Below are 25,321 nucleotides of genomic sequence, written 5' to 3'. Positions count from 1 at the left end.
GTTTGCTCCCATGCGGTCACTTCGCCCGTGAGGGCGCTGTAGGCCGTGGGAATCTTGAACTGGTAGGCCATCGGGCTACTTTACGTGCTGCTTCTCGAACTCCTGCATGCAATCGACCAAAGCCTGAACGCTCTCGATGGGCAGGGCGTTGTAGCACGAAGCACGGAAGCCGCCGACCAGACGATGGCCCTTGATGCCGACCATGCCGCGCGCCTTGGCGAACTCCATGAACTCGGGCGCCAGCTCCTCGTAGCCGTCGGCCATGACAAAGCAGATGTTCATCAACGAGCGATCCTCCTTTTCGACCGTACCGCGGAACAAGGGGTTGCGGTCGATCTCGTTGTAGAGCAGCTCGGCCTTGGCGACATTGCGACGATGAATCTCCTGAACGCCGCCGATCTTCTTCAGCCACCGCAGCGTCTCCATCAACACATAGATGGGGAAAACGGGCGGGGTATTGAACATCGAATTGTTGTCGACGTGCGTACGGAACGAAACCATCGTAGGCAGGTCGCGCACGATCTTGTCGAGCATATCCTCACGGATGATGACGAAAGAGACGCCCGCGGGTGCCAGGTTCTTCTGCGCACCGCCGTAGATCATGGCGTATTTCGAAACATCGACCGGACGCGACAGGATGTCGGACGACATGTCGGCGATCAGAGGCACGGGCGAGGAGATATCCTCGTGGTATTCAGTGCCGTAGATGGTGTTGTTGGTCGTGATGTGCAGATAGTCGAGGTCGGCGGGAATGGCGAAACCCTTGGGAATGTAGGTAAAGTTGCGATCCTCGGACGATGCGAGCACTTCGACCTCGCCGTAACGCTTGGCCTCCTTGATAGCCTTCTTCGACCAGACGCCCGTATTGACGTAGCCGGCTTTCTTACCGAGGAAGTTGGCCGCCACCTCGAAGAATAAGGTGCTGGCGCCGCCGCCCAAGTAAAAAATCTTGTAGTTGTCGGGAATGGCGAGCAACTCGCGGAAGAGCTTGTCGGCCTCGGCCATCACGTCGTCGAAATCTTTCGTGCGGTGCGAAATCGAGAGCACCGACAGGCCGGAGCCGTTGAAGTCCACGATGGCTTGGGCTGCATTGGAAATTACCTCGTCGGGCAGTATGGATGGCCCTGCATTGAAATTGTGCTTCTTCATGATCGGTATGGAATGTTTATGATTCGATGCGTTGTTAGTTTGCTAACACAAATATAGACAAAATATTTTCGGAAAACCAACAAGTTGCCAAATAAATTTCGGAATAATCATTTCTATTCGGGGCCGATCGCACGACGTCCCGCCCGAAATGCCCTTTCTTTCTCGCAAATACAAGTTGCCGAACAGCCCGAAGCGGGGCGCCGCGCCCGAAAACCACGAAACACACCACACATCCCTGGCCCATCCTCGAAAATCGGAGGTTTTCCGGACAAACATGCAGATAGTTCCCTTGTTTTTATTATTTTTGCGCCGGACAAACCGCCCCGCAGGCCGTTCCCGGAGAACCGGGACAAAGGCACGGGGAGACCACGGCGAACAAAGCGCACAGGGTATGATGACAAAATCGATGACCGGCTTCGGCAAAGGCGAAGCCACGCTGAAAAACAAGAAGATAACGGTCGAAATCCGTTCGTTGAACTCCAAGCAGCTCGACCTGAACCTGCGGCTTCCGGCGGTCTACCGCCAATCGGAATACGACATCCGCACCTCGATCGCCCGCACGCTGGTGCGCGGCAAGGTCGACGTATCGGTAACGGTAGAAAACCGCACCGTGGAGACGCCGGCCCGGATCAACCGGGAGCTGTTCCGCGAATATCTCAACCAGATGACCGACACGCTGAAGCATGCCGGCATCGAAACCGGCTATGACACCTTGGTGCCGACGATCATGCGGCTGCCCGAAGTGGTGGCCACGGAGGCCGAAGCGATCAGCGACGAAGAACATGCGGCATTGCTCGCAGCCACGAAAGCCGCTGCCGCGAAGCTGGATGCTTTCCGCATGCAGGAGGGGGCGACCCTGATCGCCGACCTGCTGCGCCGGGTCGATCTGATCGAACAATATAAGAACGAGGTAACGCCCTACGAGCAAGCCCGCACGGAGAACGTCAAGGCCCGGATTCTGGAGAACCTGGCCAAGTTGAACACGGAAGTAGACCGCAACCGGCTGGAGCAGGAGATGATCTTCTATCTGGAAAAATTGGACATTACCGAAGAAAAGGTGCGCCTGACGAACCACTGCAACTACTTCCGCGAAGTGGCGGCTCAGGAAGAAGGCGCCGGCCGCAAACTGGGATTCATCGCCCAGGAAATGGGACGCGAAATCAACACCATGGGATCGAAAGCCAACGAAACGAACATCCAGATTCTGGTGGTAAAGATGAAAGACGAACTGGAAAAAATCAAAGAACAAGTACTCAATATTTTATAAAGTGCAAGGTTAAAGGTGGAAAGTGAAAGGCAGGGGCCGAACCCCGGAACCGCCGGAAGAAAAATACTTTTCACTTTTCAACTTTCACATTTATAATTTTTTACCTCGAATCAAAGTGGGCAAAGTCATCATATTCTCGGCACCGAGCGGTTCGGGCAAGACAACGATCGTTCGGCACCTGCTGGCGCGCTATCCGCAGGTGGAATTTTCGATCTCGGCAACGAGCCGCGCTCCGCGCGGCACCGAACGCGACGGCGAAGACTACTATTTCCTCACGCACGAACAATTCATGCAGGCCGTGGCCGACAACCGCTTCGTGGAGTGGGAGGAAGTCTACCAGGGCACGTGCTACGGCACGCTGCGAAGCGAAATGGAGCGCATCTGGCAAAAAGGGCATGCGATCGCGTTCGACGTGGACGTGATCGGCGGGCTGAACCTCAAGCGGCTCTTCGGCGCCGATGCCTGTGCGGTCTTCGTTATGCCTCCGTCGATCGACGAGCTGCGCCGCCGTCTCGAAGCCCGCGGCACCGACGCCCCGGACGTGATCGACCGGCGGGTGGCCAAAGCCGAATTCGAGCTGACTAAAGCTCCCGGGTTCGACCACATCGTAGTCAACGACCGGCTGGAAGATGCCGTGGCGGAAGTCTGCGAACTGGTCGGAAACTTCATCGGCTGCTGACGATGAAACGGACGATGCTCTATTTCGGGTCGTTCAACCCGGTGCACAAAGGCCACATCGCGTTGGCCGAATATATCATAGAGCATGATCTGGCCGACGAAACGGTGCTGATCGTCTCGCCGCAAAGCCCCTACAAGACCGCAACTGCCCTGGCGCCGGAAATCGACCGGTTCGAAATGGCGGAAATCGCCTGCGCGGCATCGAAATACCCGGAGCGGATCAAACCCTCGGCCATCGAGTTCATGCTGCCCCGGCCGTCGTACACGATCGACACGCTGCACTATTTAGAGGAGACGTGCGGCCACGAAATGCGGTTCTCGATCCTCATGGGCAGCGACCAGATCGCGGCGCTCGACGGCTGGAAAGAGTACGACAAGGTGCTCGAATATCCGCTCTGCGTCTATCCGCGGCGCGGCGAGAGGGTAGAGCGGTTTCTCGACCGCATCGCGCTGCTGGAAGATGCCCCCTTGCAGGACTTCTCGTCGACGGAAGTACGTGCGGCCATCGAACGGGGCGAAGATACCGCGCGGATGCTGGCGCCGGGCGTAGCCGAATACATCCGCCGCAAAGGACTATGGACGCCGGCCAGCCGCATGGCGACGCTGAACGCAGCCCTTGCGGACGACCCGGAGAACACGGCGCTGCTGCTCGAACGGGGGCGCCTGCACTACCGGATGAACGGGTGGGGTGCGGCGCTCAACGACTTCAACGCCGTGCTTCGCATCGACCCCGAACACAAGGAGGCGCGCGAATTCATCGGCATGATTCAAGAAATTCTGGCTTTCAGATACAAAGACATATACAACCCATGAACGAGAGACTGAAAATAGCGCTTCTGGCCGGCGGCGACTCCTCCGAACGGGAGATCGCCCTGCAGAGCGCGGCGCAGATCGACGCGGCGCTCGACCACGACAAATACGACATCACGCTGATCGACCTGCACGGCCGCGACTGGCACTACACGGCACCCGACGGCCGCACATGGCAGCTGGACAAAAACGACTTCTCGCTGACGGTCGAGGGAGCGCGCAAGGAATTCGACTACGCACTGATCGTCATCCACGGCACGCCGGGAGAAGACGGACGGCTGCAAGGCTACTTAGACATGATGGGCATTCCGTATTCGTCGTGCTCGATGACCTCGTCGGTCATTACTTTCGACAAGATCACGACCAAACGCACGCTGGCCGGACGCGGCATCAACCTGGCCCGCGAACGCTTCCTGCGACGCGGCGAAGCATGGGACGCAATGTCGATCGTGGGCGAACTGGGGCTGCCGCTCTTCGTGAAACCCAATGCGAGCGGCTCGTCGTTCGGAGTGACGAAAGTCCGCAAGGCGGAGGAACTGGAGGCCGCGATCGCCACAGCCTTTACGGAAAGCGACGAAATCTTGATCGAAGAGTGCATAACGGGCCGCGAAATGGGCTGCGGCGTAATGATCGCCGCGGGCAAGGAATATGTTTTTCCCATTACCGAAATCGTCTCGAAAAAAGATTTCTTCGACTACGAAGCCAAATACACGGCAGGATTCTCGGACGAAATCACTCCGGCGGACATCGCCCCGGAAATAAAGACCCTGCTCAACCGCATGACGCTGGAAGCCTACCGCACATGCCGCTGCCGGGGCGTCGTACGCGTGGATTTCATCGTCACGCCGGAGGGGAAACCCTACTTCATCGAGCTGAACTCCATCCCGGGCATGAGTCCGGGCAGCATCGTCCCCAAGCAGGTAAGGTCTATGGGAATGACCATGGGCCAGCTCTACGATCTCATCATCGCCGACACCTACCGCAAATGATCGAGATCGACGACAAAATCGTGAGCGCCGACCTGCTGCGCGAATGCTTCGCCTGCGACCTCGGGCAGTGCAAGGGCATCTGCTGCGTGGAGGGCAACGCAGGAGCGCCGCTCGAAATCGAAGAAGTAGAGACCCTGGAACGCGAATACCCCAACTACAAACCCTACATGACGCCTGCGGGCATCGAAGCCGTCGAACACCAAGGATTCATGGTGGTGGACGACGACGGCGACTATACGACGCCGCTCGTCGACGACGCGGAGTGCGCCTATGCCTACCAAGAAAACGGCGTGACGCTCTGCGCCATCGAAAAGGCGTGGGCCGAAGGGCGCACCGGCTTCCGCAAGCCCATATCATGCCATCTTTACCCGATCCGGCTGATGCACTTCTCGAACGGCAGCGTAGGGCTGAACTACCACCGCTGGTCGGTTTGCGCCGGTGCGCGCGACTGTGGCCGCAAATTGGGCCTGCCCGTATACAAAGCGCTCAAGGAACCCCTCGTCCGCCGCTTCGGCGAAGCGTTCTACCGGGCACTCGAAGAAGCCGAAACGCTGCTGAAAAAACAATGACATTCCTATGAAAAAACTCGTTCTTCCCCTGCTCGCAGTCTTTCTGGCATCCCCGGCTCCGGCCCAGGAACCGCAGGCCGACACGCTGCAATTCGCAGCTCTGACCCCGGACGAACTGGTTACCGCAGACTCGCTGGCAGCGCTCCGCCTGCGGCTCGAACGCAAGCAGATACACTCGATATTCGACACCAACGACGTGGCGGTGGTCGACACGCTGCCGTCGGGCAACGACGCCCTGCTGGTCGTGCTCTACAACAACAACAAATGGAAATATGTGCGTAACCGCGAGGTTGCGAAAGACAGCACGGTATTCGAAAAATACTGGGACACGCAGAGGCTTTTCCCTTATCGCGAAGTGGACATGTCGGTCATGCCGCAATCGGTGGTAATCGACCTGATCGACTCGACCAAAAGCTACCATTGCCCTTACCAAGCGCCCGTGAATCCCCGCGGCAAATACGGCCCGCGGCGCGCGCGCCAGCACCACGGCATCGACCTGCCGCTGAAAACCGGCGACCCGATCTATGCGACGTTCTGCGGCCGGGTGCGCATCTCGCAATACAACACGGGCGGCTACGGCCATCTGGTCATCATCCGCCACGACAACGGCCTGGAGACCTACTACGGCCACCTCTCGGAACGCATGGTAGCGGCGGGACAATGGGTCGAGGCAGGCCAGATCATCGGACTGGGCGGCTCGACAGGTCGCTCGACAGGGCCGCACCTGCACTACGAAACCCGCTACTACGGCCAGTCGTTCGACCCGGAACGCCTGATCGACTTCGCGAACGGCACGCTGAACCACGAGACATTCTTGCTGAAAAAATCGTATTTCAGCATCCACTCGAACGCAGGCCAGGACTTCGATGACGAAATAGCCAACGAAGAACAAGACAAACTCGAACACGCGGAAAAAGAATCCATGCGCTACCACACGGTGCGTTCGGGAGAGACGTTGAGCACCATAGCCCGCCGCTACGGCACGACGGTGGCGGCGATCTGCCGGCTGAACGGCATGCAATCGACCAACGTCCTGCGTGCCGGACGGACGTTGCGGGTAAGATAAGTGACAGACCACCAAGCAGACGCACCGGGAAACCGCTGTGGGTAAAATAGGTAACGCGCACCAAGCGGATGGTCACTCATTCGCAGATATATCGTACATCCACCGATGCGCACCGCACAAAGTCCGCAGAAGTTAAGAACCGCCGGGCGAATCGAGTAGTTCCGGGAGCTGCCGCAGGACCATCAGAAATACCAGCCGGAAATCTGGAGATAGCAGCGTTTTTCGACGGAATCGTCCTTGCGCCACCAACGCGCCAGCGAAACCCGCACCAAAGTACCGGCAGGAATCTGAAGTACGGGAGGCAGCAACCCGACATACGAAATACAATATTTCTTGTCGCCATCGACATAAACATATTTGGCTCGTCCCGTGATGTCGGATCGCTGCATCCAAAGGTTGACCGTCGGCCGCCAAAACCCGACGCTCCGCGAGGGAATCGCATCGGAGTCGATATAAGCACTGCCGGAATCGCTGCGCTTGAGCAATCCGTCGAACAAGACCGAAGCATCGCCCTGCCAGACCACGGGAGCGAACTTACTACCCAGATAGAGCGGGAGATCCGCACAAGGAATCGTACCGATCGGCACGGCGGACAAGACTAAAATATCTTCGACATGAGGCGGCTCGACATGGGCCGTCTCGCGGTATTCAATATCGTACCAGGTACCTATTCTATAAAAGGCTTCATCATCCTGGTTACGCCCGTCGGACTTCAACAACCGGACGAAACGCCCGTCGGTAAAGACACCGCCGATGCAGTATTCGGAGCGCATGTGCGTTTTGGAGATGACGAGGACTTGGGTCATGGTGCGATCGCTCAATATATCTTTTTGGAAGTCAGCGCCACTGGATTGCCGAACAGATCGATCACCGACGCCCCGCGGGTAACCTCGGCCATGACCTCCTCCTGGATTTTACACCTGTCGCGGGCGACGATGTGGTTGACCGAAACACGATAGCGGTCAAGCAACGCGGCGCCGATCAACTTGCTGCGATGACATTGCGCCGGGTCGGTCTCGCTGCACATCAAGACGGTTTTGCACTGCTGCGAAGCGGCCTTATATATACGCTCCAGCCCCTCCATGAAAACGGAGGACTTCTTCAGGGTCTCGTACTCGATCCGCCCCTCGGCATCGTAAAACGAACGGTCGGCAGGCACCCCGCCCAGCGCATCGCCCATGAATCCGTAAACGATGCCATGCTCCTTCAACACCCGGCGCAAAGGCTCCTGGTTGAAATCGGGATTCCACTTCGAGTAGGGACGCGACCGCACATCCACAAGGTAGGCGATGCCGAAGCCCGCCAACTCTTCCAGAAACTCGCCGATCGGCTTGTTGCCGTGGCCTATCGAATAGATCGTCGAAACCATACCGAAATCAGACTCAAATATACGAATAAACGAGGGTAAAAGCAAGCTCGCTTGCATTTTGCCGAGCGAGAGTATCTTGAATGAAGTTAAATATACAAAATTAGACCATAGCCCGAACAAAACCGGAATAGAAACTACCGGCAAATACCTTGACATTCCGAACAAGACACAAAAAAGCCCTGCTTTTCGCAGGGCAAGAATCGAACGGTCGGCGAGGATGCCGAACTTAACGATAGATTTCGTTCAACAAGCGGGCCAGACGCAAGCCGCCGCGCAGGAACTGTTGCTCGACGACGGGCGCATACTTGGCCACGTAGTCGTACGAAATCTTGGCTCCCTCGGGCGTGAAATCGTAAACCTCCTTGCAAATTTCGTGCGTCTCGACAAGCCAATCCTGCGGTTCGCCGGCCTGCACGAGCATCGCCTCGTCGTCGCACAAGCGGTCGATCTGCTCCTGCCACTCGGTGTAACTCCAGCGATGGGCCGCCTCGGGAAGCGCCGAATCCCAAACGGAGTGTAGGTTCGCAGTCTCGGAAAACATCGTCACGGGACGCCGGTTGCCGCCACGATCGCTCAACCGCCCGGTGTGCATGGGGCAGTGCATGTCGCCGACCAAGTGGATCAACATCTTGAGCGCCAAGGTCTCCTCCTCGGGCGGCAGCTTGCCGCTCTTGAGCTTTCCGACCACATCGGTAACCGCCTGCAACACATCGCCGTCGGGATTGCGCTGCGCTGTTTCGAGCGTCTGCCCCTCGTCGATATTGAGGTAATGCCACGTGGCAGAGTAGGCATATTCAGGCGTATGACTGGCATTGTCGAGCCAATTGGCATAGTAGACCAACGAATGGCCGCCCAGCACCTTGTCGATCTTTTCAGCGGCCTCGGGCGTCAGATTGCATTCGGCGATATAGGCCGTGACATCATGGCCTTTCTGGCCCCAGGCCCGAACATCGCGCGCAGCCAACAAGCAGCATGCAATTACCAATAACTTTTTCATAATCAATCGGATTAGTGGTTCATCGTTGCGAGGAATTCCTCGTTGTTGTCGGTCGAAGCCATCTGCTTCTGCAAAAACTCCATAGCCTCGACAGGTGTCATATCGGACAGATATTTGCGCAGCACCCAGGTGCGATTCATGACCTCGCGCGGCAAGAGCAGATCCTCGCGGCGCGTGCCGGAAGCGATCACGTCGACAGCAGGGTAGACACGCTTGTTGGCCAACTTGCGGTCAAGCTGCAACTCCATGTTGCCCGTGCCCTTGAACTCCTCGAAAATTACCTCATCCATCTTCGAACCGGTATCGATCAACGCGGTGGCGATGATCGTCAAGGAGCCTTTCTCCTCGGTATTGCGCGCGGCGCCGAAGAACCGTTTGGGCTTATGCAAGGCATTGGCATCCACACCGCCCGACAAGACCTTGCCCGAAGCAGGCTGCACGGAATTGTAGGCCCGGGCCAGACGCGTAATGGAGTCGAGGAAGATAACCACGTCGTGGCCGCACTCGACCATGCGCTTGGCCTTGTCGAGCACCATTTCGGCGACCTTCACATGACGCGACGCCTGCTCGTCGAACGTAGAGGCCACCACCTCGGCCTTGACGTTGCGCGCCATTTCGGTTACCTCCTCGGGCCGCTCGTCGATCAACAACACGATCATGTAGACCTCGGGATGGTTGTCGGCAATGGCGTTGGCGATCGACTGCAAAAGCATGGTCTTACCGGTTTTGGGCTGGGCGACGATCAAAGCTCGCTGTCCCTTGCCGATGGGGGAGAAGAGGTCGACGATACGGGTCGACATGTTGTTGTGTCCGTTGCCTGTGAGACAGAATTTCTCGCTCGGAAAGAGCGGCGTCATATACTCGAACTGCACACGGTCGCGCACGTAATCGGGCTTCAACCCGTTGATCTCGTTCACACGCACCAACGGAAAATACTTCTCTCCCTCCTTGGGCGGACGGATAGCCCCGTTGACCGTATCGCCGGGCTTCAACCCGAAAAACTTGATCTGCGACGGCGACACGTAGATGTCGTCGGGCGAATTGAGGTAATTGTAGTCGGCCGAACGGAGGAATCCGTAACCGTCGGGCATGACCTCCAACACGCCCTCGCCCTCGATCTCGCCGGCAAAATCGTCCTTGGTAATAACCTCCTGGGCGGCGGCATGCTCGTGGGACGGCTCCTGCGGCACGGCATGCACCTGGGGTGCCTGAGACTGGGAGGACGCCTGAGGCTGTCCCTGCACGGCAGCCTTGGGCTTGCGGCCGCGCCGCTTGGGAGCCTGCTGCTCGGGGGCACCTGCAACGGTTCCGGCGCTTGGCTCAGGCTTCGCCGGCTGCGGCTGCTCCGGCAGGGGATCGCTCTCTGCATCCGCCCGTGCGAACAACTCGCCGGACACACTCTCATCGGTATCGGCCAAACGCGGTCGGCGCCCTTTGCGGGTACGCTCCGGGAGGGCAGGCACGGCAGGTGCATCGGACACCTCCGGCGCCGCAGAAACGGCATCCGGATTCGGGCCGCCGGCAGTAACTGCGATTTTTTCAAGCAATTCGCGTTTTTTGACGCTGACATCGGCGATCCCAAGCGCCTTGGCTATTTCGCGCAACTCAGCAATGCTTTTGCCCTGGAGCGCATTCAAATCTTGCATATGTAACTCTGATTTTCTGAAACCCGACGGACATCGGGCAATGGATTGTCTGCAAAGATAGTGCAAGCCGAAGCAAAACCCGAATCGAGATGCCCGGAACGCGACTATCCCCACTAAAATTACTTGTGCAAAGATAATGGATATTTTCGGATTACAAAAACAAAACTCTGCAAGAAGGAAATTCCACAAGTATCCGAATGAAAAAATACCTGAAAATAGCGATTGTCCGATCCGCGACTTTTACCGATCTTTGTAACTGCAACAATGGAATTTCGGCCATGCCTTGTTGCTTATTGTCAATGTTTGTGTGTGTAAAATCTCCCGAAATCATTCGGGAGATTTTGGCATTACATACGCCACCAAATAGGGAGCTAAAAGGAGCATGCGAAAAATATTTAGGCCTCTTGTCCTTTTTCCATTTTATGCCGCCCGGCTGTTTTTAACCCGGTCTTTTTCTCTCGTTTGGGTAGTATTTTATCCTTTTTATCTGGCCGGCAATTCTATTGCTCGTCTTGGTTTACCGGCGTTTGGCTCTTGGATTTTGCTGGGTAGATATTTTTCATCCGCTTATTTTTCGTCAAATAATTTTGATGTTTTGATTTTTAGGTTTATATTTGCAGTCCCAAAGCAGGAGTTTTTCCTTTTGAGGGTTTGTTTTGCGGAAATAGCTCAGTTGGTAGAGCACAACCTTGCCAAGGTTGGGGTCGCGAGTTCGAGTCTCGTTTTCCGCTCAAAAACAGGAGGATCGATCATTCGATCCTCTTTTCTTTTGTAGGTCAGCGAGTTGCGGCGAGGTGGCCTTTTACCGCGTAACGATTTGTTAACCGATCTTCCGCTCTGTCTTACAATAGCCTTCACTTGATAAAGACCTCGATGTAAAGATAACGAATTATACGTTATTATCATCGCTTTTTCGGTTATCGAAAAAGCATATCGCTATTCTGCATAGGTCTTGCTGATTTCGTCGGAGACGAGTTGGACTAATTTGGACTTATAAAAATGAGGGAACTCCATCGTGGTCTGCGTTTTGATTGCAAGAGTGCGCAGTCCGCCGATGAATAGGTTCCCTCATCCCCGGTCTTCAAGTCGGGTGGCAGGAAACCGGGGTATTTTAACGGGCACAAGGTTATGAGCCTCGCACTCCGCTCCCTTTTTCTGTTTACCTCATTCTCTGCATTGGTATCGGCTTCGACAACGAGATGGATAAATAGATTTCAAGAGATTTTATGGTCGGACGGCCACGCGCGATTGGCGGTAAATATCTTTCAGTTGTCGGTCGAAGTCGAACAACTCGAACCGTTCGGACGGTTGTCCCGATGCGCGGGCAAGGGCAATCCGGTCGAGCTGCCGGCAAAAGAGACGGTAGAGCACATGCACACTGTCGGCATCGCAGCATTCCGGGTCGGCCCAGAAGTTCGCATGAACAGCCAGCGCATAGGCGAATACTTTAAGTTGTATGTTTTTGTCGTCCAGTCGAAATACGGCAGCCACGTCATCCAGGCTGGAAATATGGGCATAACGCTCCTGCCCGGGCTGCGACGTCCAGCTGCACAGAAACACCTGCGGCAGTTTCTCGGCCGGCACGCGAAAGTCATTGGACCGAATGAAGTTCAAACTTGCATCGAGTACTTTTTCGATGTCCGTTGCGGCCGCTGTAAACTTCGGAAGAAACGCTATCGGAACCGGAACGCTAAATTGTCGAACATGCGACAGCAGTCGATCCTTTTTCGCATCCTGCACGCAATTATAGAGAATCAAATCGCATTGCTCGACGAACAGATTGTAGAGTTGTTCCGTATAGCCGCCGCAAGATGTTTCATTGAGTACAACATAGTGGTCGGATGCTGCAATTATCCGATTGCGATGCGTAACCGTCGAACTCGTGCCGCTTCTTTCATAGCTTCGCAGGTGTGCGGTTGCAATGACCGAAACGACCTCTATCTCCGGGCGACTTCTCCGGGCTGCAAGAATGCGTGTTGCAAGGCGTGTTTCGCCCTCGGTTGTCGGCGACACTAAGACACGCAAACGCGCATGCCGCCCACAATAATAATCGAGTGCGTTATCAATGAAATCCGAGTTGTGGCGATAATCCCTGAACCCGCCCAGAAAACCGATGGTATAGGGCACCTCAGTCATGGGGATCGAATGTTTTGAAAGCGAAAGTCTCCGGCATATCGCTTCCGAGCGTCTGGCAGCTGCTGAAATACAATAAATAATTGCACAAAAAATTCGGGGTATCGGGCCGTAGCATCTGTCGTTGGGGTTGACGCCATCCGGCTTCCGAACAAATCCGCATACCGCGTCCATCCGCGGCTCGGGAAGCCGAGGATACAAACCTTATGTCTTGGGGTGTTCGGAGGGCGCCGGACGTCATAACTCGCCGGAATGAGCGTTGGTAATTGCGCCCGAGTTGAAATAAAAAGCAAGGGACGCGATAACATTCCGAACAGAAGGTATTAGGAAGACCCAAGGTTAAGAAATGCACCGCGCCCTTGCAAGTCCCGTCCATTTCTGGACGGAACATACCAAGGGCTGGCAACATTTATACCTTAACCTTTGAAAAGTTCCTAATTTTTCTGTTGCGGTATAAAGAGTTGCTGCTCTTTAATTATGTCCGTCGGCCTATGCCGAACTATTTAATCGCAAAGTTAGCATAATTAATATGAACATTGGTAATTCGCCAACAAATATAGTGTTATATTTCTTTATTCCTACGAAATCATAGGAGCAAAAAAGCGGAAATCGGAGTGTTTTTTGCAAAAAATTCAAAGTGAAGCACACAAACGATACGTTATTACGCTCTATTGCACGTCGGTTAAAGCAGCTGCGGATTGAACGGGGCTATACTCAAGAAGTGGTTACCGATCAAACCGGAGTTAACGTAGGTTTGTATGAAGTGGGAACGACAAATATTACGGTAGTTTTGTTGACCGTTTTATGTAATTTCTACAATATTTCTTTAGAGGACTTTTTTCATGACATCGATTATGAAAAATAGAATATAAAGCAAATATTGATTTTTGAAGAATTGCCACATTGAGAAACAAAGAGAAGCCGAAAAGAGATTCTTTTCGGCTTCTCTTTGTTATTTCTTTCACGTGTATTTGTATCGAACCTAATCTTATGGATGAAATTGTCATCCAGAACCAAATCTACGAAACTATCGCGGTTCTCTCGGTCAAAATCCCCTAAACGCAGCAGCTACACCGAAAAATCCGCTATAAGCAATCGAAATAAATCATCACGCAAGGCTCTTTATGCTTTCAAACTCTTGCAACCACCCATGTTGCACCCGACGGCACAAAGACTAATCCGCCGGCAAAAACAAAAAAAACGAATATAACGAATACCGAGAGGCTTCGAAAGAACAAACGATGAATATTATCGGAATACCCGCATGCGGGCTTCGACCGGTTCGAAGTTCTTTACCGGAGGTTCGCCCGCAGGCAATCCGAAAGGCATCTGAGCAATCAGCCGCCATTCTTCGGGCAGGTGCCATTTCGTGCGCACTTCCTTGTCGATAAGCGGGTTGTAATGTTGCAACGACGCCCCGAAACCGGCATCTTCCAACAGAGTCCAGACCGCCAGCTGGTGCATGGCCGAAGTATGTTCCGACCAGTCATGAAAATTTCCCGCATAGAGCGGAAAACGCTGTTGCAGCGACCGTACGACAGCCGTATCTTCGTAGAAAAGCACCGTGCCGTAGCCCGCCGCAAATCCACGATCGACTTTTTGGGCCGTGCGGGCGAACGCCTCTTCGGCAACCATGCTGTGCAGGGTGCGTTTCACGATCTTCCACAACGCCGCATGGTGTTCGTGCAGCAGCAGTACCAGGCGCGTCGACTGCGAGTTGAACGCCGAGGGCACATGCTTGACTGCAAAACGCACGATTTCTTCGATCTGCGCATCGGTAATCGGCGAATCGGCCGACAACGCATAATAGCTGCGACGGCGCAACAAAGCATCTCTGCAACTTCTTTCCATGGTCGGATCGTTTTTCCGGACAACAGCAAAAATAGCGCAACACTCACTCGCCAGCAACATTTCTTTCCAGAGAAACGTGTCCCGCAGTCCATATTTTTGTTCTGAAATATTATCTTTGCCGTCATGAAAGAACATGCCATCGAACTTTTCAGCGCTTTGGGCGAGCGGCTCCGCGATTTCGGTCTCAACACCGAAACCCAGCAGATCATCGCAGAAGCATGTCGGGCCAACAACTGGTTTTCGCCCCGCGAAATCTGCCGGGCTGTTGAAGCCATTACCGAACGGATGCTCCGTCGCGAAGTACTCGAAGCATGGCTGAGCGCCTATTCTGTGCCGGTCGCCGCGCCGCGCCGCATATTGGTCATCATGGCCGGCAACATTCCGCTGGTCGGTTTTTTCGACTTGCTATGCGTGGTAGCGGCAGGGCATCGCTGCGTCATCAAGCCCTCGGGCAAAGACACCGTACTGATGCAATATATCGTGGAGACGTTGCGTGCGATCGATCCGCATGTCGCCATCGAATTCCACGACGGCCCCTCGGCGGTCGATGCCGTAATCGCCACCGGCAGCAACAATGCCCGCCGCCATTTCCAGGCCCGATACGCCGGCATTCCCGCCTTGCTGCGCGGCCATCGCCAATCGGTCGCCGTCCTCTCGGGCCGCGAGACGCCCGAACAGCTCGCCGGACTGGCCGACGATCTGTGGGCCTACTCCGGATTGGGATGCCGCAACGTCTCGCGGCTCTTTTTGCCCGAAGGATACCGGCTCCGGCTGCCGATGCCTCCGATGAATCCCAAATTCCGCAACGACTACCTGCGCACACGCGCCCTGCTGACCATGACCGGACAGCCGTTCGTCGACCTGGGATGCGCCGTAGCCGTCGAGCAGGACGGGTTCCCGACCTCGTTGAGCCGCATCGCATACACCTATTATCGGGATCTGTCCGAGACGGAAGCCTGGCTGGCGGCCCACGACGATGAAATACAATGCGTTGTCACAGAAGCGGTCGCCCACAGCCGGCGCGCCGGATTCGGATGCGCACAATCGCCCGCGCTGACCGACTGGCCCGACGACCGCGACGTGATGGCGTGGCTGACCCGGGAGGTAGAATGACCAATACCGCAAAACTCCTTATATACAACAATTTTTACGACGAAAAGTTTTATATTTGCATCATAAATATCTTCCCTATATGTCAATGATTTTCAGATTCCGCATGCTCAGCGACGAAAACGACAACTTCGTACGCGATTACGAAGTGCAATACGACACGACGCTGCTCGATTTCCATCGCTTCATCCTCTCCTCGCTCGAATACGAAGAGTGCATGGCGTCGTTTTTCACAGCCGACGACCGGTGGGAAAAGTTGCGCGAATTTACCAGCATGGAGATGGGCGAGGAGGGCGACGACGCTCCCGAAGCCATGGAGCGCGTGACACTGGGGCAGATCATCCACAACAACCGCGACCGGCTGATCTATCTGTTCGATCTGTTCGGCGACCGGGCCTATTTTTTGGAGTTGACGGGCACCTACGAGACCGACAAGGAGGCTTCGTATCCTCGCGAAATCTATGCCCGGGCCGAGGCACCCGATCAGTACGATCCCTCGAAAAGCGGAGATTCGGACGACGGGTCGATTTTCGACGACGCGATGGGCGACTTCAGCGACTTCGAAGGCGACGACGCCTACGACGACGAATATTGACGCCCGAAAGGGCAGGGCAGGGGATTCTCCGGAGCATGATATGCTGTCCGTTCTACAACCCATCCTGCCGCCCGTCCTGCCGCCCATCCTGCTGTCCGTCCTGCCGCCCGTCCTGCTGTCCGTCCTGCTGTCCGTCCTGCTGTCCGTCCTGCTGTCCGTCCTACAACCCGTCCTGCCGCCCGTCCTGCCGCCCATCCTGCTGTCCATCCTGCTGTCCGTTCTACAACCCATCCTGCCGCCCGTCCGCATCCGTCATCCAAAGACTTACCGGACTTCCGGCCGTTGAGTTGCAACATCCGGCTTCACAACGTCCCGTCCCCATAAAGTTTGCGAAGTCGTGTTTTTTTGCTACTTTTGCCGTCGCTCTTTCCAAGGAGAGGTCGCTCGGATGGTGGAATAGGTAGACACGCCGGACTTAAAATCCTGTGACCAGCAATGGTCGTACGGGTTCGATTCCCGTTCCGAGTACACAAAAAGACAACTTGCCGTTGCGGCAAGTTGTCTTTTCCTTTTTCCAAACTCGGTTCTACTTCTTTCCCTGCGCCGCAACGGCAGCCATTGCCGCAGCCACTTTCTCGGGATCGCCCAGGAAATAATCGTTGACAACGTTCGATTCGTCGTCGAATTCGAACACATAAGGTGCGGCCGTCGGCAGATTCAGTTCCGCGATGGCGTCGTCCGAGATGCCTTTCAGATGCTTGACGATTCCGCGCAAGCTGTTGCCGTGGGCCACGACCAGCAGCGTGTCGCAATATGCCAGCCGGGGCAGGATTTCGCATTGCCAATAGGGCAGCGTGCGGGCCACGGTCGTGGACAGCGATTCGGTAAGCGGCAATTCGGCCTGCGGCACTTCGCGGTAACGAAGATCGAAGCGAGGATTGCGCGGATCGTCCGCCGCCAACGGATCGGGTGCCACATCGAAACTGCGCCGCCAGAGCAACACCTGCTCATCGCCGAACTTCTCGGCAGTCTCGCGTTTGTTCAGCCCCTGCAAGGCCCCGTAATGCTTTTCGTTGAGCCGCCAGCTTTTGGCCACCGGAATCCAATCTTGATCCAGCTTGTCAAGCACCGCATCGAGCGTCTTGACCGCCCGTTTCAAAAAAGAAGTATAAGCATATCCGAACCGGAAACCCTCGCGCCGGAGCAATTCCCCGGCTTCGGACGCCTCCCGCACGCCGCGCTCGCTCAGATCGACGTCCGTCCAGCCCGTAAACCGGTTTTCGCGGTTCCACACGCTCTCGCCATGGCGGAGCAAAACGATTCTTTTCATATTTCTTGGCTTCGTAATATTCAGACCCGCCCGCCGACCGGTTCGGCGCACACTTCGTTGATCGGTTTTTTACCTGCTGCGAATCGGGCGATGTTGTCCATCGTCACGCATGCGATGTTGTCCAACGCCTCTTGAGTGAAAAACCCTTGGTGCGAGGTAACGATCACATTGTTGAACGACAGCAGACGCGCCAGCACGTCGTCGTCCATGATCCGATCCGAGGTATCTTCGTAGAAATAGCCGGCCTCCTCCTCGTAGACATCCAGCCCCGCGGCTCCGATCTTCTTCTCCTTCAAGCCGTCGATCAACGCCTCGGTGTGGATCAGCTGCCCGCGGCCGGTATTGATGAGCATCACGCCCGGCTTCATCCGTTCGATGGCCACGTCGCCGATCATGTAACGCGTATTGTCGGTCAGCGGGCAATGCAGCGAAATGACATCGGATCGGGCATAGAGGTCATCCAGCGAGACATAGGCAATACCAGCATCGGCAGCATAAGCCGGATCGGGATGCAAATCGTGAACCAGCACCTCCATGCCGAAGCCTTTGAGGATGCGGATCAACTCGCGGGCGATTCTGCCGGCGCCGATCACGCCGGCCGTTTTGCCGAACATGTCGAACCCCAGCAACCCATGCAACGAGAAATTGCCGTCCCGCGTACGCCAGTAGGCCCGGTGTATCTTGCGGTTGAGCGCCAGCATCAAGGCCACGGCGTGCTCGGCCACCGCATGGGGCGAATAGGCCGGAACCCGCACCACGACGATGCCGTGGCGGGCCGCAGCTGCGAGATCGACATTGTTGAACCCGGCGCAACGCAGCGCGATCAGCCGGACGCCCATGCCGGCCAACAGCCGGATCGTCTCGGCATCGGCCGTGTCGTTGACGAAGATGCAGACGGCATCGGCGCCTTGGGCCAGCGACACATTATTGACGTTCAGATGGCTGCGGTGGTAACATATTTCGAAGTCCTGCGAAGCGCCGGCCTGCTCGAACGATTCGCGGTCGTAAGGTTGCACGCCGAAAAAAATGATTCTCATAATTGTGCGGTCTTTTCGCACTGCAACAGCAATTTTCGGGCCTGAAAAACCAAGGCCCGAAGCGACAGGAAAGAGACGGGAGGAGGGGAGAGATTACTTCCGTGCGTTGCGATATTCGGTCGGCGACATGCCCGTGTGGTTCTTGAAATACCGCCCCAAATAGGACTGGTCGGGAAAATGGAGCCGGTAGGCGATCTCTTGCACCGAGAGATCGGACGACTGCAACAACATCTTGATTTCCAGCACGACCGCACGGTCGACGAACTCCTTGACCGAACTATGGGCTATGCTGCGTACGACAGTCGAAAGATAACGGGTCGAAATACACAACCGATCGGCATAGAAAGCCACATCGCGTCTCTGCAAACAATATTCGTGGGTCAGTTCGACAAACCTATGGAACAGCTCGGCCTGCCGCGACTGTCTCTTGACCGGCTGCACTCCATAAGATAAACGCCGCTGATATTTATCATAATACTCCAAGAGCATATTTTGCAGACGGTTGCGGATGATCGTATTGCGGTAGACGTTGGCTCTGTCGTGATAAGTATATTCCATCATTCGGAACCACGCTTCGCACCCTTGAATCATCTCCTCGGTCATGACCGTGATCGGATATTCACGCAGAACATGGAAAAATGCCGGCTCAAGTCGGAAAGCCGCCTCTGCAAACATCTCTTTGGAGCAGACGCAATAATTCATGCGGAAATCCTCGGTTCGCCCGGTAAACATCAGCATGGCTCCCGGCACCAGGAAAAACGCCGTCCCGCGGCTCACGGCACCCCGATAGTGATTGACCGTAATTTCGGCGCTTCCTTGGGTGCAAAACGCGAACACGCAGCCTCCGCAACGCGACACATAGTTGTTGTAAAACATAAAATCGGAATTTCCGACCACGAACTGTTCCTCTTGCGTAGTGACCAACGGATCGACAGAAAGCATACGTTTATTTCTTTTTTTGGACAAAAATAGCGAAATCCCTCATATTTCGACAAATTTTATTCCGAAAACGAACAACACTTTTCGCAATATAAAGACCAGAAGTCCGTTTATTTAGCATACTTTTGCAACGGAAAAATTCAAAGGAAAGATTTATGAAGCAGACTCTCGTGAAAGCAATCGTGGCGGCCGGCTGCATGGCAGCATCCGGCTGCGGACAGGCCCCTGCGACCATGGCGCCCGGCCAGTATGCCGTGTTGACCGTCGCTACGACCGACCGCGAAATCCCGACCAATTACTCGGCGACCATCCGCGGACGACAAGATATCGACATCTATCCTCAAGTTTCGGGCACGATCTCGGAACTCTGCGTGACGGAAGGCGAAAGCGTGACCAAAGATCAAACGCTTTTCATCATCGACCAAGTGCCCTACAAGGCTGCGCTCCAGACGGCCGAGGCCAACGTGGCGGCAGCCAAGGCTGGGGTGGCTACGGCACAGCTCGTCTATGATAGCAAAAAGGAATTGTATGCCAAAAAAGTGGTCTCGAAATTCGACCTGGCGACGGCCAAGAACTCGCTGCTGACGGCCCAGGCGCAACTGGCCCAGGCCGAGGCGCAACGCGTGAACGCAGCCAACAACCTCTCCTACACGGTGGTAAAGGCTCCGTCGAACGGAGTGGTGGGCACGCTGCCGTTCCGCGTAGGTGCGCTGGTCGGCCCTTCGGCAAAACTGACCACCGTTTCGGATAGTTCGGAAATGTACGTCTATTTCTCGATGACCGAAAACCGGCTGCTGGAATTGGCACGCCGTTACGGTTCGATCGACAATACGCTGAAAAACATGCCCGACGTACGGCTGCTGCTCAACGACGGCTCGCTCTACGACCAGGCCGGACGCGTGGAGTCCATCAGCGGCGTGATCGACATGACGACGGGCACCGTGCAGCTGCGCGCCGTCTTCCCCAACAAGAACGGCCTGCTGCACAGCGGCGGCTCGGGCAACATCGTGCTGCCCGCGATTTTCCACGACTGCATCGTTGTGCCGCAGAATGCCACGTTCGAAATCCAGGACAAGGTTTATGTATATAAGGTAGTCGACGGCAAGGCCGTCTCAAGCATGATCGACGTGGAGAAGATATCCAACGGCAGGGAGTACATCGTCAAGTCGGGCCTTACCCCGGGCGAGACGATCGTAGCCGAGGGTGTCGGCCTGCTGCGCGAAGGCACGCCGATCGTAGCCAAGCAGGCTCCTACGGCCCGTCCTAACGCCGAAACCGCTACCGAAACCTCAAGCGTAAAGGAGGAATAGCCCATGACACTGAGACATTTCATCGAACGCCCCGTTCTGGCGTCCGTCCTATCGATCGTCATCGTCATCGCCGGTTTGATCGGTCTGGCGACGCTGCCTGTGGAGCAGTACCCCGACATTGCGCCACCGACAGTCATGGTGCGCGCCTCCTATCCGGGCGCCAGCGCCGAAACCATCCAGAAATCGGTAGTCGTACCTTTAGAGGAAGCGATCAACGGTGTGGAAAACATGCTCTACATCCAGTCCGACGCATCGAATGCCGGCTCGGCTTCCATTTCGGTCTATTTCAAGCAAGGCACCGACCCCGACATGGCTACGGTCAACGTGCAGAACCGTGTGGCCACGGCCACCGGCGCCCTCCCCGCCGAGGTCACGAAGATCGGCGTCACGGCCATGAAGCGTCAGACCTCCATGCTGCGGGTCTTCGCGCTCAACAGCCCGGACGACTCGTATGACGAGGTATTCCTGGCCAACTACATGAACATCAACATCAAACCCCGCATGCAACGCATCCAGGGCGTCGGCGAATTCTTCGCTCTGGGCGCCGACTACGCCATGCGCATATGGCTCAAGCCGGACGTGATGGCCCAATACGGGCTGGTGCCTTCGGACATTACCTACGCCCTGGCCGAGCAGAACATCGAATCGGCGGCGGGACAATTGGGCGAGAACTCGGACAACGCATTCCAATATACCATGAAGTACCGCGGCCGCAAGATAACGCCCGAGGAGTTCGGCGAAATCGTCATCCGTTCGACAGCCGACGGCCAGGTGTTGCATCTGAAAGATGTGGCCGACATCGAGTTGGGCGGAGAATCGTATGCCTACAAGGGCTACGCCAACGGCCACCCGGGCATCGCAGCAATGGTGTTCCAGACCGCAGGGTCGAACGCCACGCAGGTGGTGGAGGATATCGAAGACCTGCTGGACGAAATCCGCACGGAACTTCCGAAAGGGATCGAAATCGTGAGTCTTCAGAACGTCAACGACTTCCTCTATGCTTCGATCAATGAGGTAATCAAAACCCTCTTCGAAGCTATCTTGCTGGTGGTATTGGTGGTATACGTATTCTTGCAGGATATCCGCTCGACATTGATCCCCACGGTCTCGATCCTGGTCGCCCTGATCGGAACGTTCGCTTTCCTTTCGATCGCCGGATTCTCGATCAACCTCCTGACGCTCTTCGCGCTGGTGCTTGCCATCGGTACGGTCGTCGACGACGCCATCATCGTGGTCGAAGCGGTGCAGGCACGGTTCGACGCCGGTTACAAATCGTCGTACATGGCCACGATCGACGCCATGTCGGGCATCACGTCGGCCATCATCACATCGACGCTGGTCTTCATGGCCGTGTTCATTCCCGTAGCGATGATGGGCGGCACATCGGGCGTCTTTTACACGCAGTTCGGTCTGACCATGGCCGTGGCCGTAGGTATCTCGGCCTTGAATGCCTTGACCCTCTCGCCGGCGCTCTGCGCTCTGATCATGAAACCCTATCTCGACGAGAACGGCGAAATGCGCAACAACTTCGCCTCCCGTTTCCGCAAGGCTTTCAACACGGCATTCAACGCCATGATCAACAAATACAAGCATGGCGTGATGTTCTTCATCAAACGCAAATGGCTGACATGGGCAACCCTCGGTCTTGCATTCGCAGCATTGGTGCTGTTGATGAACACGACCAAGACAGGTCTGGTGCCCGACGAAGACCAGGGCACGATCATGGTCAACGTAACCACCGCCCCGGGCACCTCGCTTTCCGAGACGGACGAGGTAATGAAAGAGGTCGGACGTCGTTTGCAGTCTATTCCGCAGGTGCGCGATTTCAACCAGGTAGCCGGTTACGGCATGATCGCCGGCCAGGGCAACTCTTACGGCATGTGCATTATCAAACTCAAGGACTGGGAAAAACGTCCCGACAAGGAGGACGCCGTCAACGCAGTGATCGGCCAAATCTATGCCCGTACAGCCGACATCAAGAACGCGCAGATCTTCGCCGTCGCACCTCCGATGATTTCGGGTTACGGCACCTCCACCGGTTTCAACATGTATCTGCAAGACCGTGCCGGCGGTAAGATCGCCGACTTCTACAATGTCTACCTGCAATTCATCGGAGCATTGAACCAGCGCCCGGAAATCGGCCGCGCCTATTCTACGTTCAACATCAACTTCCCGCAATATGTAGTGGACATCGACGCGGCGAAAGCCAAACGCGCCGGCATCTCGCCGACAGAGATTTTGTCGACCCTCTCGGGTTACTATGGCGGTCAGTACGTCTCGAACATCAACCGGTTCTCGAAAGTTTACCGCGTGATGCTCCAGGCCGATCCGAAATATCGCATGGATACCGAATCGCTCGATAACGTATTCGTACGCATGCAGAACGGCGAGATGGCCCCGATCAGCCAGTTCGTGAAGCTGACCAAGATTTATGGCCCCGAGGTATTGAACCGTTTCAACCTCTACAACTCGATCGCCGTGACAGGCACGGCGGCCGACGGTTATTCGTCGGGCGATGCCATCGAGGCGATCCGCGAGACAGCGGCACAAGTGCTGCCCAAGGGCTATGGTTACGAGTTCGGCGGCATCACGCGCGAAGAGGCCCAGACGGGCAGCAACACGACGATCATCTTCGGTATCTGCATTCTGCTCATATACCTCATTTTGAGCGCCCTGTATGAAAGTTTCATCATTCCGTTCGCCGTCATTCTGTCGGTACCGTGCGGTCTGATGGGTTCGTTCCTCTTTGCCAAGATGATGGGGCTGGAGAACAATATCTATCTGCAAACAGGTCTTATCATGTTGATCGGTCTGCTCGCGAAGACGGCCATCCTGCTGACCGAATATGCCGGCGACCGCCGTCGTGCGGGCATGTCGCTTACGCAGGCCGCCGTATCGGCTGCAAAAGTACGTCTGCGCCCGATCTTGATGACCGTGCTGACGATGGTCTTCGGCATGATCCCGCTGGTTCTGGCCAGCGGCGTAGGCGCCAACGGCAACTCGACGCTCGGAACGGGCGTAGTGGGTGGCATGATCGTCGGAACGCTGGCACTGCTGTTCCTCGTGCCGTCGCTGTTCATCGTGTTCCAGACCTTGCAGGAGAAGATCAAGCCCCTGGAGTTCGATCCCGCGCCCCAATGGTCGGTGCGCGCCGAGGTCGAGGAGTGCAAAAACGAGAAAGAGGAGTAGTTGATATGAAAAAGATAATCATCGCATGCCTGGCAGTCGCAATGACTGGCTGCGGCATCTACAAACCCTATACGCGGCCCGAAATACAGACCGACGGACTGTACGGCACGGCCGAAAGCGTCGACACGGCCACGTTCGGCAACATGGACTGGCGGGAGGCATTTACCGATCCGCAGTTGCAGGCGCTCATCGAGGAGGCGCTCGACAACAACACCGATTTGCAATCGGCCCATTGGCGAATGAAAGAGGCCGAAGCAGCGCTCAAGTCGGCTCGGCTGGCCTATCTGCCGTCATTCAACTTCGCGCCCCAAGGTTCGATCAGCAGTTTCGACAACAGCCCGGCAAGCAAGGCCTACACCATTCCGGTCACGGCAAGTTGGCAGATCGACATCTTCAACTCGCTGACCAATGCCAAGCGCAAGTCGAAGGCGGTCTATGCCCAGAGCAAGGAATACCGCCAAGCCGTCCGCGCACAACTGATCGCCAGCGTAGCGAACCTTTATTACACGCTATTGATGCTCGATAGTCAGGAAGAAGTGACTCGCGAAACCGCCGACAAGTGGCGCAAAAGCGTGGAGACCATGCGCGCCATGAAAGATGCCGGCATGACCAACGAAGCAGGCGTAGCCCAATACGAAGGCACATATTACTCGATGGAAGCATCGCTGCACGACATCGCCTACCAAATCCGGCAGGTCGAAAACAACCTTTGCTCGATCTTGGGGCGCGTTCCTCAGCCCATCGAGCGCGGCCGCCTGTATGCGCAACGCATGCCCGATAATCTGGTCGTAGGCGTTCCGGTGCAGATGCTTTCGAACCGTCCCGACGTTCGTGCCGCCGAATTCGCCCTCATGCAGGCCTATTATGCGACGGCCGAGGCCCGTTCGGCACTCTATCCGTCGATCACGCTGAGCGGCACGGCCGGCTGGACGAACAATGCAGGATCGCTGATCGTCAATCCGGGCAAATTGTTGCTCAATGCTGCCGCATCGCTGCTGCAACCGATTTTCAATGCCGGCGCCAACCGTGCCCGCGTAAAAATCATGAAAGCACAGCAGGAAGAATCGCGACTCTCTTTCCAGCAAACGCTGCTCAATGCGGGTGCCGAGGTAAACAATGCTTTGACACAATACCAATCGGCCCGGGCCAAAACCGACCTGCGCCAGAAACAGATCGAAGCCATGGAACGCGCCGTAGCAAGCACCGAACTGCTCATGCAACACTCGTCGACCACCTATCTTGAAGTCCTGACGGCCCAGCAATCGTTGCTTTCGGCTCAGTTGGCGCAGATCGCCGACCGCTTCGACGAAATCCAGGGCGTCGTCCACCTCTACCAGGCACTGGGCG

Annotated in this window: 22 protein-coding genes and 2 tRNA genes; 14 read left to right on the top strand and 10 right to left on the bottom strand. The window is 56.0% G+C overall.

Annotated features, from left to right (window positions below):
* Positions 1–75: 75 nt before the first annotated feature.
* Entirely contained in the window at positions 76–1,149 is a 1,074-nt protein-coding gene (gene serC / locus QZ298_RS00120) for a 3-phosphoserine/phosphohydroxythreonine transaminase (protein WP_296004460.1), read from the bottom strand.
* 406 nt (positions 1,150–1,555) lie between these two features.
* On the opposite strand from serC, the gene QZ298_RS00115 reads away from it, so the two are divergent.
* From QZ298_RS00115 to QZ298_RS00090, 6 genes are all read left to right on the top strand, one after another.
* A complete protein-coding gene (locus tag QZ298_RS00115; protein ID WP_296005120.1) occupies positions 1,556–2,416 on the top strand; it encodes a YicC/YloC family endoribonuclease in 861 nt (286 codons plus the stop codon).
* Positions 2,417–2,531: 115 nt separating this feature from the next.
* Positions 2,532–3,095: a guanylate kinase gene (gene gmk, locus QZ298_RS00110; protein WP_296004458.1), complete on the top strand. Its 564-nt coding sequence runs from the start codon at positions 2,532–2,534 to the stop codon at positions 3,093–3,095.
* 2 nt (positions 3,096–3,097) lie between these two features.
* The gene (locus QZ298_RS00105) at positions 3,098–3,907 is read left to right on the top strand and encodes a nicotinate-nucleotide adenylyltransferase (protein WP_296004455.1); all 810 of its coding nucleotides are present in this window, start codon (positions 3,098–3,100) and stop codon (positions 3,905–3,907) included.
* On the top strand, positions 3,904–4,893 hold the full coding sequence (locus QZ298_RS00100) for a D-alanine--D-alanine ligase (protein ID WP_296004453.1): 990 nt from the start codon (positions 3,904–3,906) through the stop codon (positions 4,891–4,893). The genes QZ298_RS00105 and QZ298_RS00100 overlap by 4 nt, the downstream gene beginning before the upstream one ends.
* Positions 4,890–5,462, top strand: coding sequence for a DUF3109 family protein (locus QZ298_RS00095; protein WP_296004451.1), 573 nt, complete (start codon positions 4,890–4,892; stop codon positions 5,460–5,462). Before QZ298_RS00100 ends, QZ298_RS00095 begins: the two co-directional genes overlap by 4 nt.
* Before the next feature lie 7 nt (positions 5,463–5,469).
* On the top strand, positions 5,470–6,528 hold the full coding sequence (locus QZ298_RS00090) for a peptidoglycan DD-metalloendopeptidase family protein (protein ID WP_296004449.1): 1,059 nt from the start codon (positions 5,470–5,472) through the stop codon (positions 6,526–6,528).
* A gap of 182 nt (positions 6,529–6,710) precedes the next feature.
* Here the strand turns inward: QZ298_RS00090 and QZ298_RS00085 are convergent, their stop codons facing one another.
* From QZ298_RS00085 to rho, 4 genes are all read right to left on the bottom strand, one after another.
* Complete coding sequence (locus tag QZ298_RS00085) at positions 6,711–7,334, bottom strand: hypothetical protein (RefSeq protein WP_296004447.1); 624 nt, start codon at positions 7,332–7,334, stop codon at positions 6,711–6,713.
* A gap of 11 nt (positions 7,335–7,345) precedes the next feature.
* Positions 7,346–7,897 (bottom strand): DUF488 family protein, encoded by a 552-nt coding sequence (locus QZ298_RS00080; protein WP_296004445.1) that lies wholly within the window; start codon positions 7,895–7,897, stop codon positions 7,346–7,348.
* A gap of 226 nt (positions 7,898–8,123) precedes the next feature.
* Positions 8,124–8,894 (bottom strand): S1/P1 nuclease, encoded by a 771-nt coding sequence (locus QZ298_RS00075; protein ID WP_296004444.1) that lies wholly within the window; start codon positions 8,892–8,894, stop codon positions 8,124–8,126.
* A gap of 11 nt (positions 8,895–8,905) precedes the next feature.
* Positions 8,906–10,540 carry a transcription termination factor Rho gene (rho, locus tag QZ298_RS00070; protein ID WP_296004443.1) on the bottom strand — a complete coding sequence of 545 codons (1,635 nt, stop codon included), beginning with the start codon at positions 10,538–10,540 and terminating at the stop codon, positions 8,906–8,908.
* 658 nt (positions 10,541–11,198) lie between these two features.
* Here rho and QZ298_RS00065 point away from each other — a divergent pair.
* Positions 11,199–11,271 (top strand) — tRNA-Gly (locus tag QZ298_RS00065).
* Between the two features lie 493 nt (positions 11,272–11,764).
* Here QZ298_RS00065 and QZ298_RS00060 read toward each other — a convergent pair.
* Together QZ298_RS00060 and QZ298_RS00055 are read right to left on the bottom strand one after the other, a co-directional pair.
* Positions 11,765–12,676 carry a hypothetical protein gene (locus QZ298_RS00060; RefSeq protein WP_296004441.1) on the bottom strand — a complete coding sequence of 304 codons (912 nt, stop codon included), beginning with the start codon at positions 12,674–12,676 and terminating at the stop codon, positions 11,765–11,767.
* A gap of 1,245 nt (positions 12,677–13,921) precedes the next feature.
* On the bottom strand, positions 13,922–14,524 hold the full coding sequence (locus tag QZ298_RS00055) for a nitroreductase family protein (protein WP_296004440.1): 603 nt from the start codon (positions 14,522–14,524) through the stop codon (positions 13,922–13,924).
* A 123-nt stretch (positions 14,525–14,647) separates the two neighbouring features.
* Here QZ298_RS00055 and QZ298_RS00050 point away from each other — a divergent pair, with 123 nt between their 5' ends.
* From QZ298_RS00050 to QZ298_RS00035, 4 genes are all read left to right on the top strand, one after another.
* Entirely contained in the window at positions 14,648–15,637 is a 990-nt protein-coding gene (locus QZ298_RS00050; RefSeq protein WP_296004438.1) for an acyl-CoA reductase, read from the top strand.
* 79 nt (positions 15,638–15,716) lie between these two features.
* Positions 15,717–16,229 carry a hypothetical protein gene (locus QZ298_RS00045; RefSeq protein ID WP_296004436.1) on the top strand — a complete coding sequence of 171 codons (513 nt, stop codon included), beginning with the start codon at positions 15,717–15,719 and terminating at the stop codon, positions 16,227–16,229.
* A 40-nt stretch (positions 16,230–16,269) separates the two neighbouring features.
* Entirely contained in the window at positions 16,270–16,515 is a 246-nt protein-coding gene (locus QZ298_RS00040) for a hypothetical protein (RefSeq protein ID WP_296004434.1), read from the top strand.
* A 96-nt stretch (positions 16,516–16,611) separates the two neighbouring features.
* A tRNA-Leu gene (locus tag QZ298_RS00035) sits at positions 16,612–16,697 on the top strand.
* A gap of 58 nt (positions 16,698–16,755) precedes the next feature.
* Here QZ298_RS00035 and gpmA read toward each other — a convergent pair.
* From gpmA to QZ298_RS00020, 3 genes are all read right to left on the bottom strand, one after another.
* Positions 16,756–17,499 carry a 2,3-diphosphoglycerate-dependent phosphoglycerate mutase gene (gpmA, locus tag QZ298_RS00030; protein ID WP_296004431.1) on the bottom strand — a complete coding sequence of 248 codons (744 nt, stop codon included), beginning with the start codon at positions 17,497–17,499 and terminating at the stop codon, positions 16,756–16,758.
* A 20-nt stretch (positions 17,500–17,519) separates the two neighbouring features.
* Positions 17,520–18,536: a 2-hydroxyacid dehydrogenase gene (locus tag QZ298_RS00025; RefSeq protein ID WP_296004429.1), complete on the bottom strand. Its 1,017-nt coding sequence runs from the start codon at positions 18,534–18,536 to the stop codon at positions 17,520–17,522.
* Between the two features lie 93 nt (positions 18,537–18,629).
* A complete protein-coding gene (locus tag QZ298_RS00020; protein WP_296004427.1) occupies positions 18,630–19,478 on the bottom strand; it encodes an AraC family transcriptional regulator in 849 nt (282 codons plus the stop codon).
* A 152-nt stretch (positions 19,479–19,630) separates the two neighbouring features.
* Between QZ298_RS00020 and QZ298_RS00015 the strand changes: the two genes are divergently transcribed.
* The 3 genes from QZ298_RS00015 to QZ298_RS00005 form a co-directional block, all read left to right on the top strand.
* On the top strand, positions 19,631–20,785 hold the full coding sequence (locus QZ298_RS00015; protein WP_296004425.1) for an efflux RND transporter periplasmic adaptor subunit: 1,155 nt from the start codon (positions 19,631–19,633) through the stop codon (positions 20,783–20,785).
* Between the two features lie 3 nt (positions 20,786–20,788).
* The gene (locus tag QZ298_RS00010) at positions 20,789–23,974 is read left to right on the top strand and encodes an efflux RND transporter permease subunit (protein ID WP_296004424.1); all 3,186 of its coding nucleotides are present in this window, start codon (positions 20,789–20,791) and stop codon (positions 23,972–23,974) included.
* A 5-nt stretch (positions 23,975–23,979) separates the two neighbouring features.
* The coding region (locus QZ298_RS00005; RefSeq protein WP_296004422.1) for a TolC family protein at positions 23,980–25,321 on the top strand (1,342 nt) is incomplete at its 3' end.

Source organism: uncultured Alistipes sp. (genome assembly GCF_910580175.1).
Taxonomy (GTDB): Bacteria; Bacteroidota; Bacteroidia; order Bacteroidales; family Rikenellaceae; genus Alistipes.
This window is presented reverse-complemented; position numbering and strand designations above follow the sequence as displayed.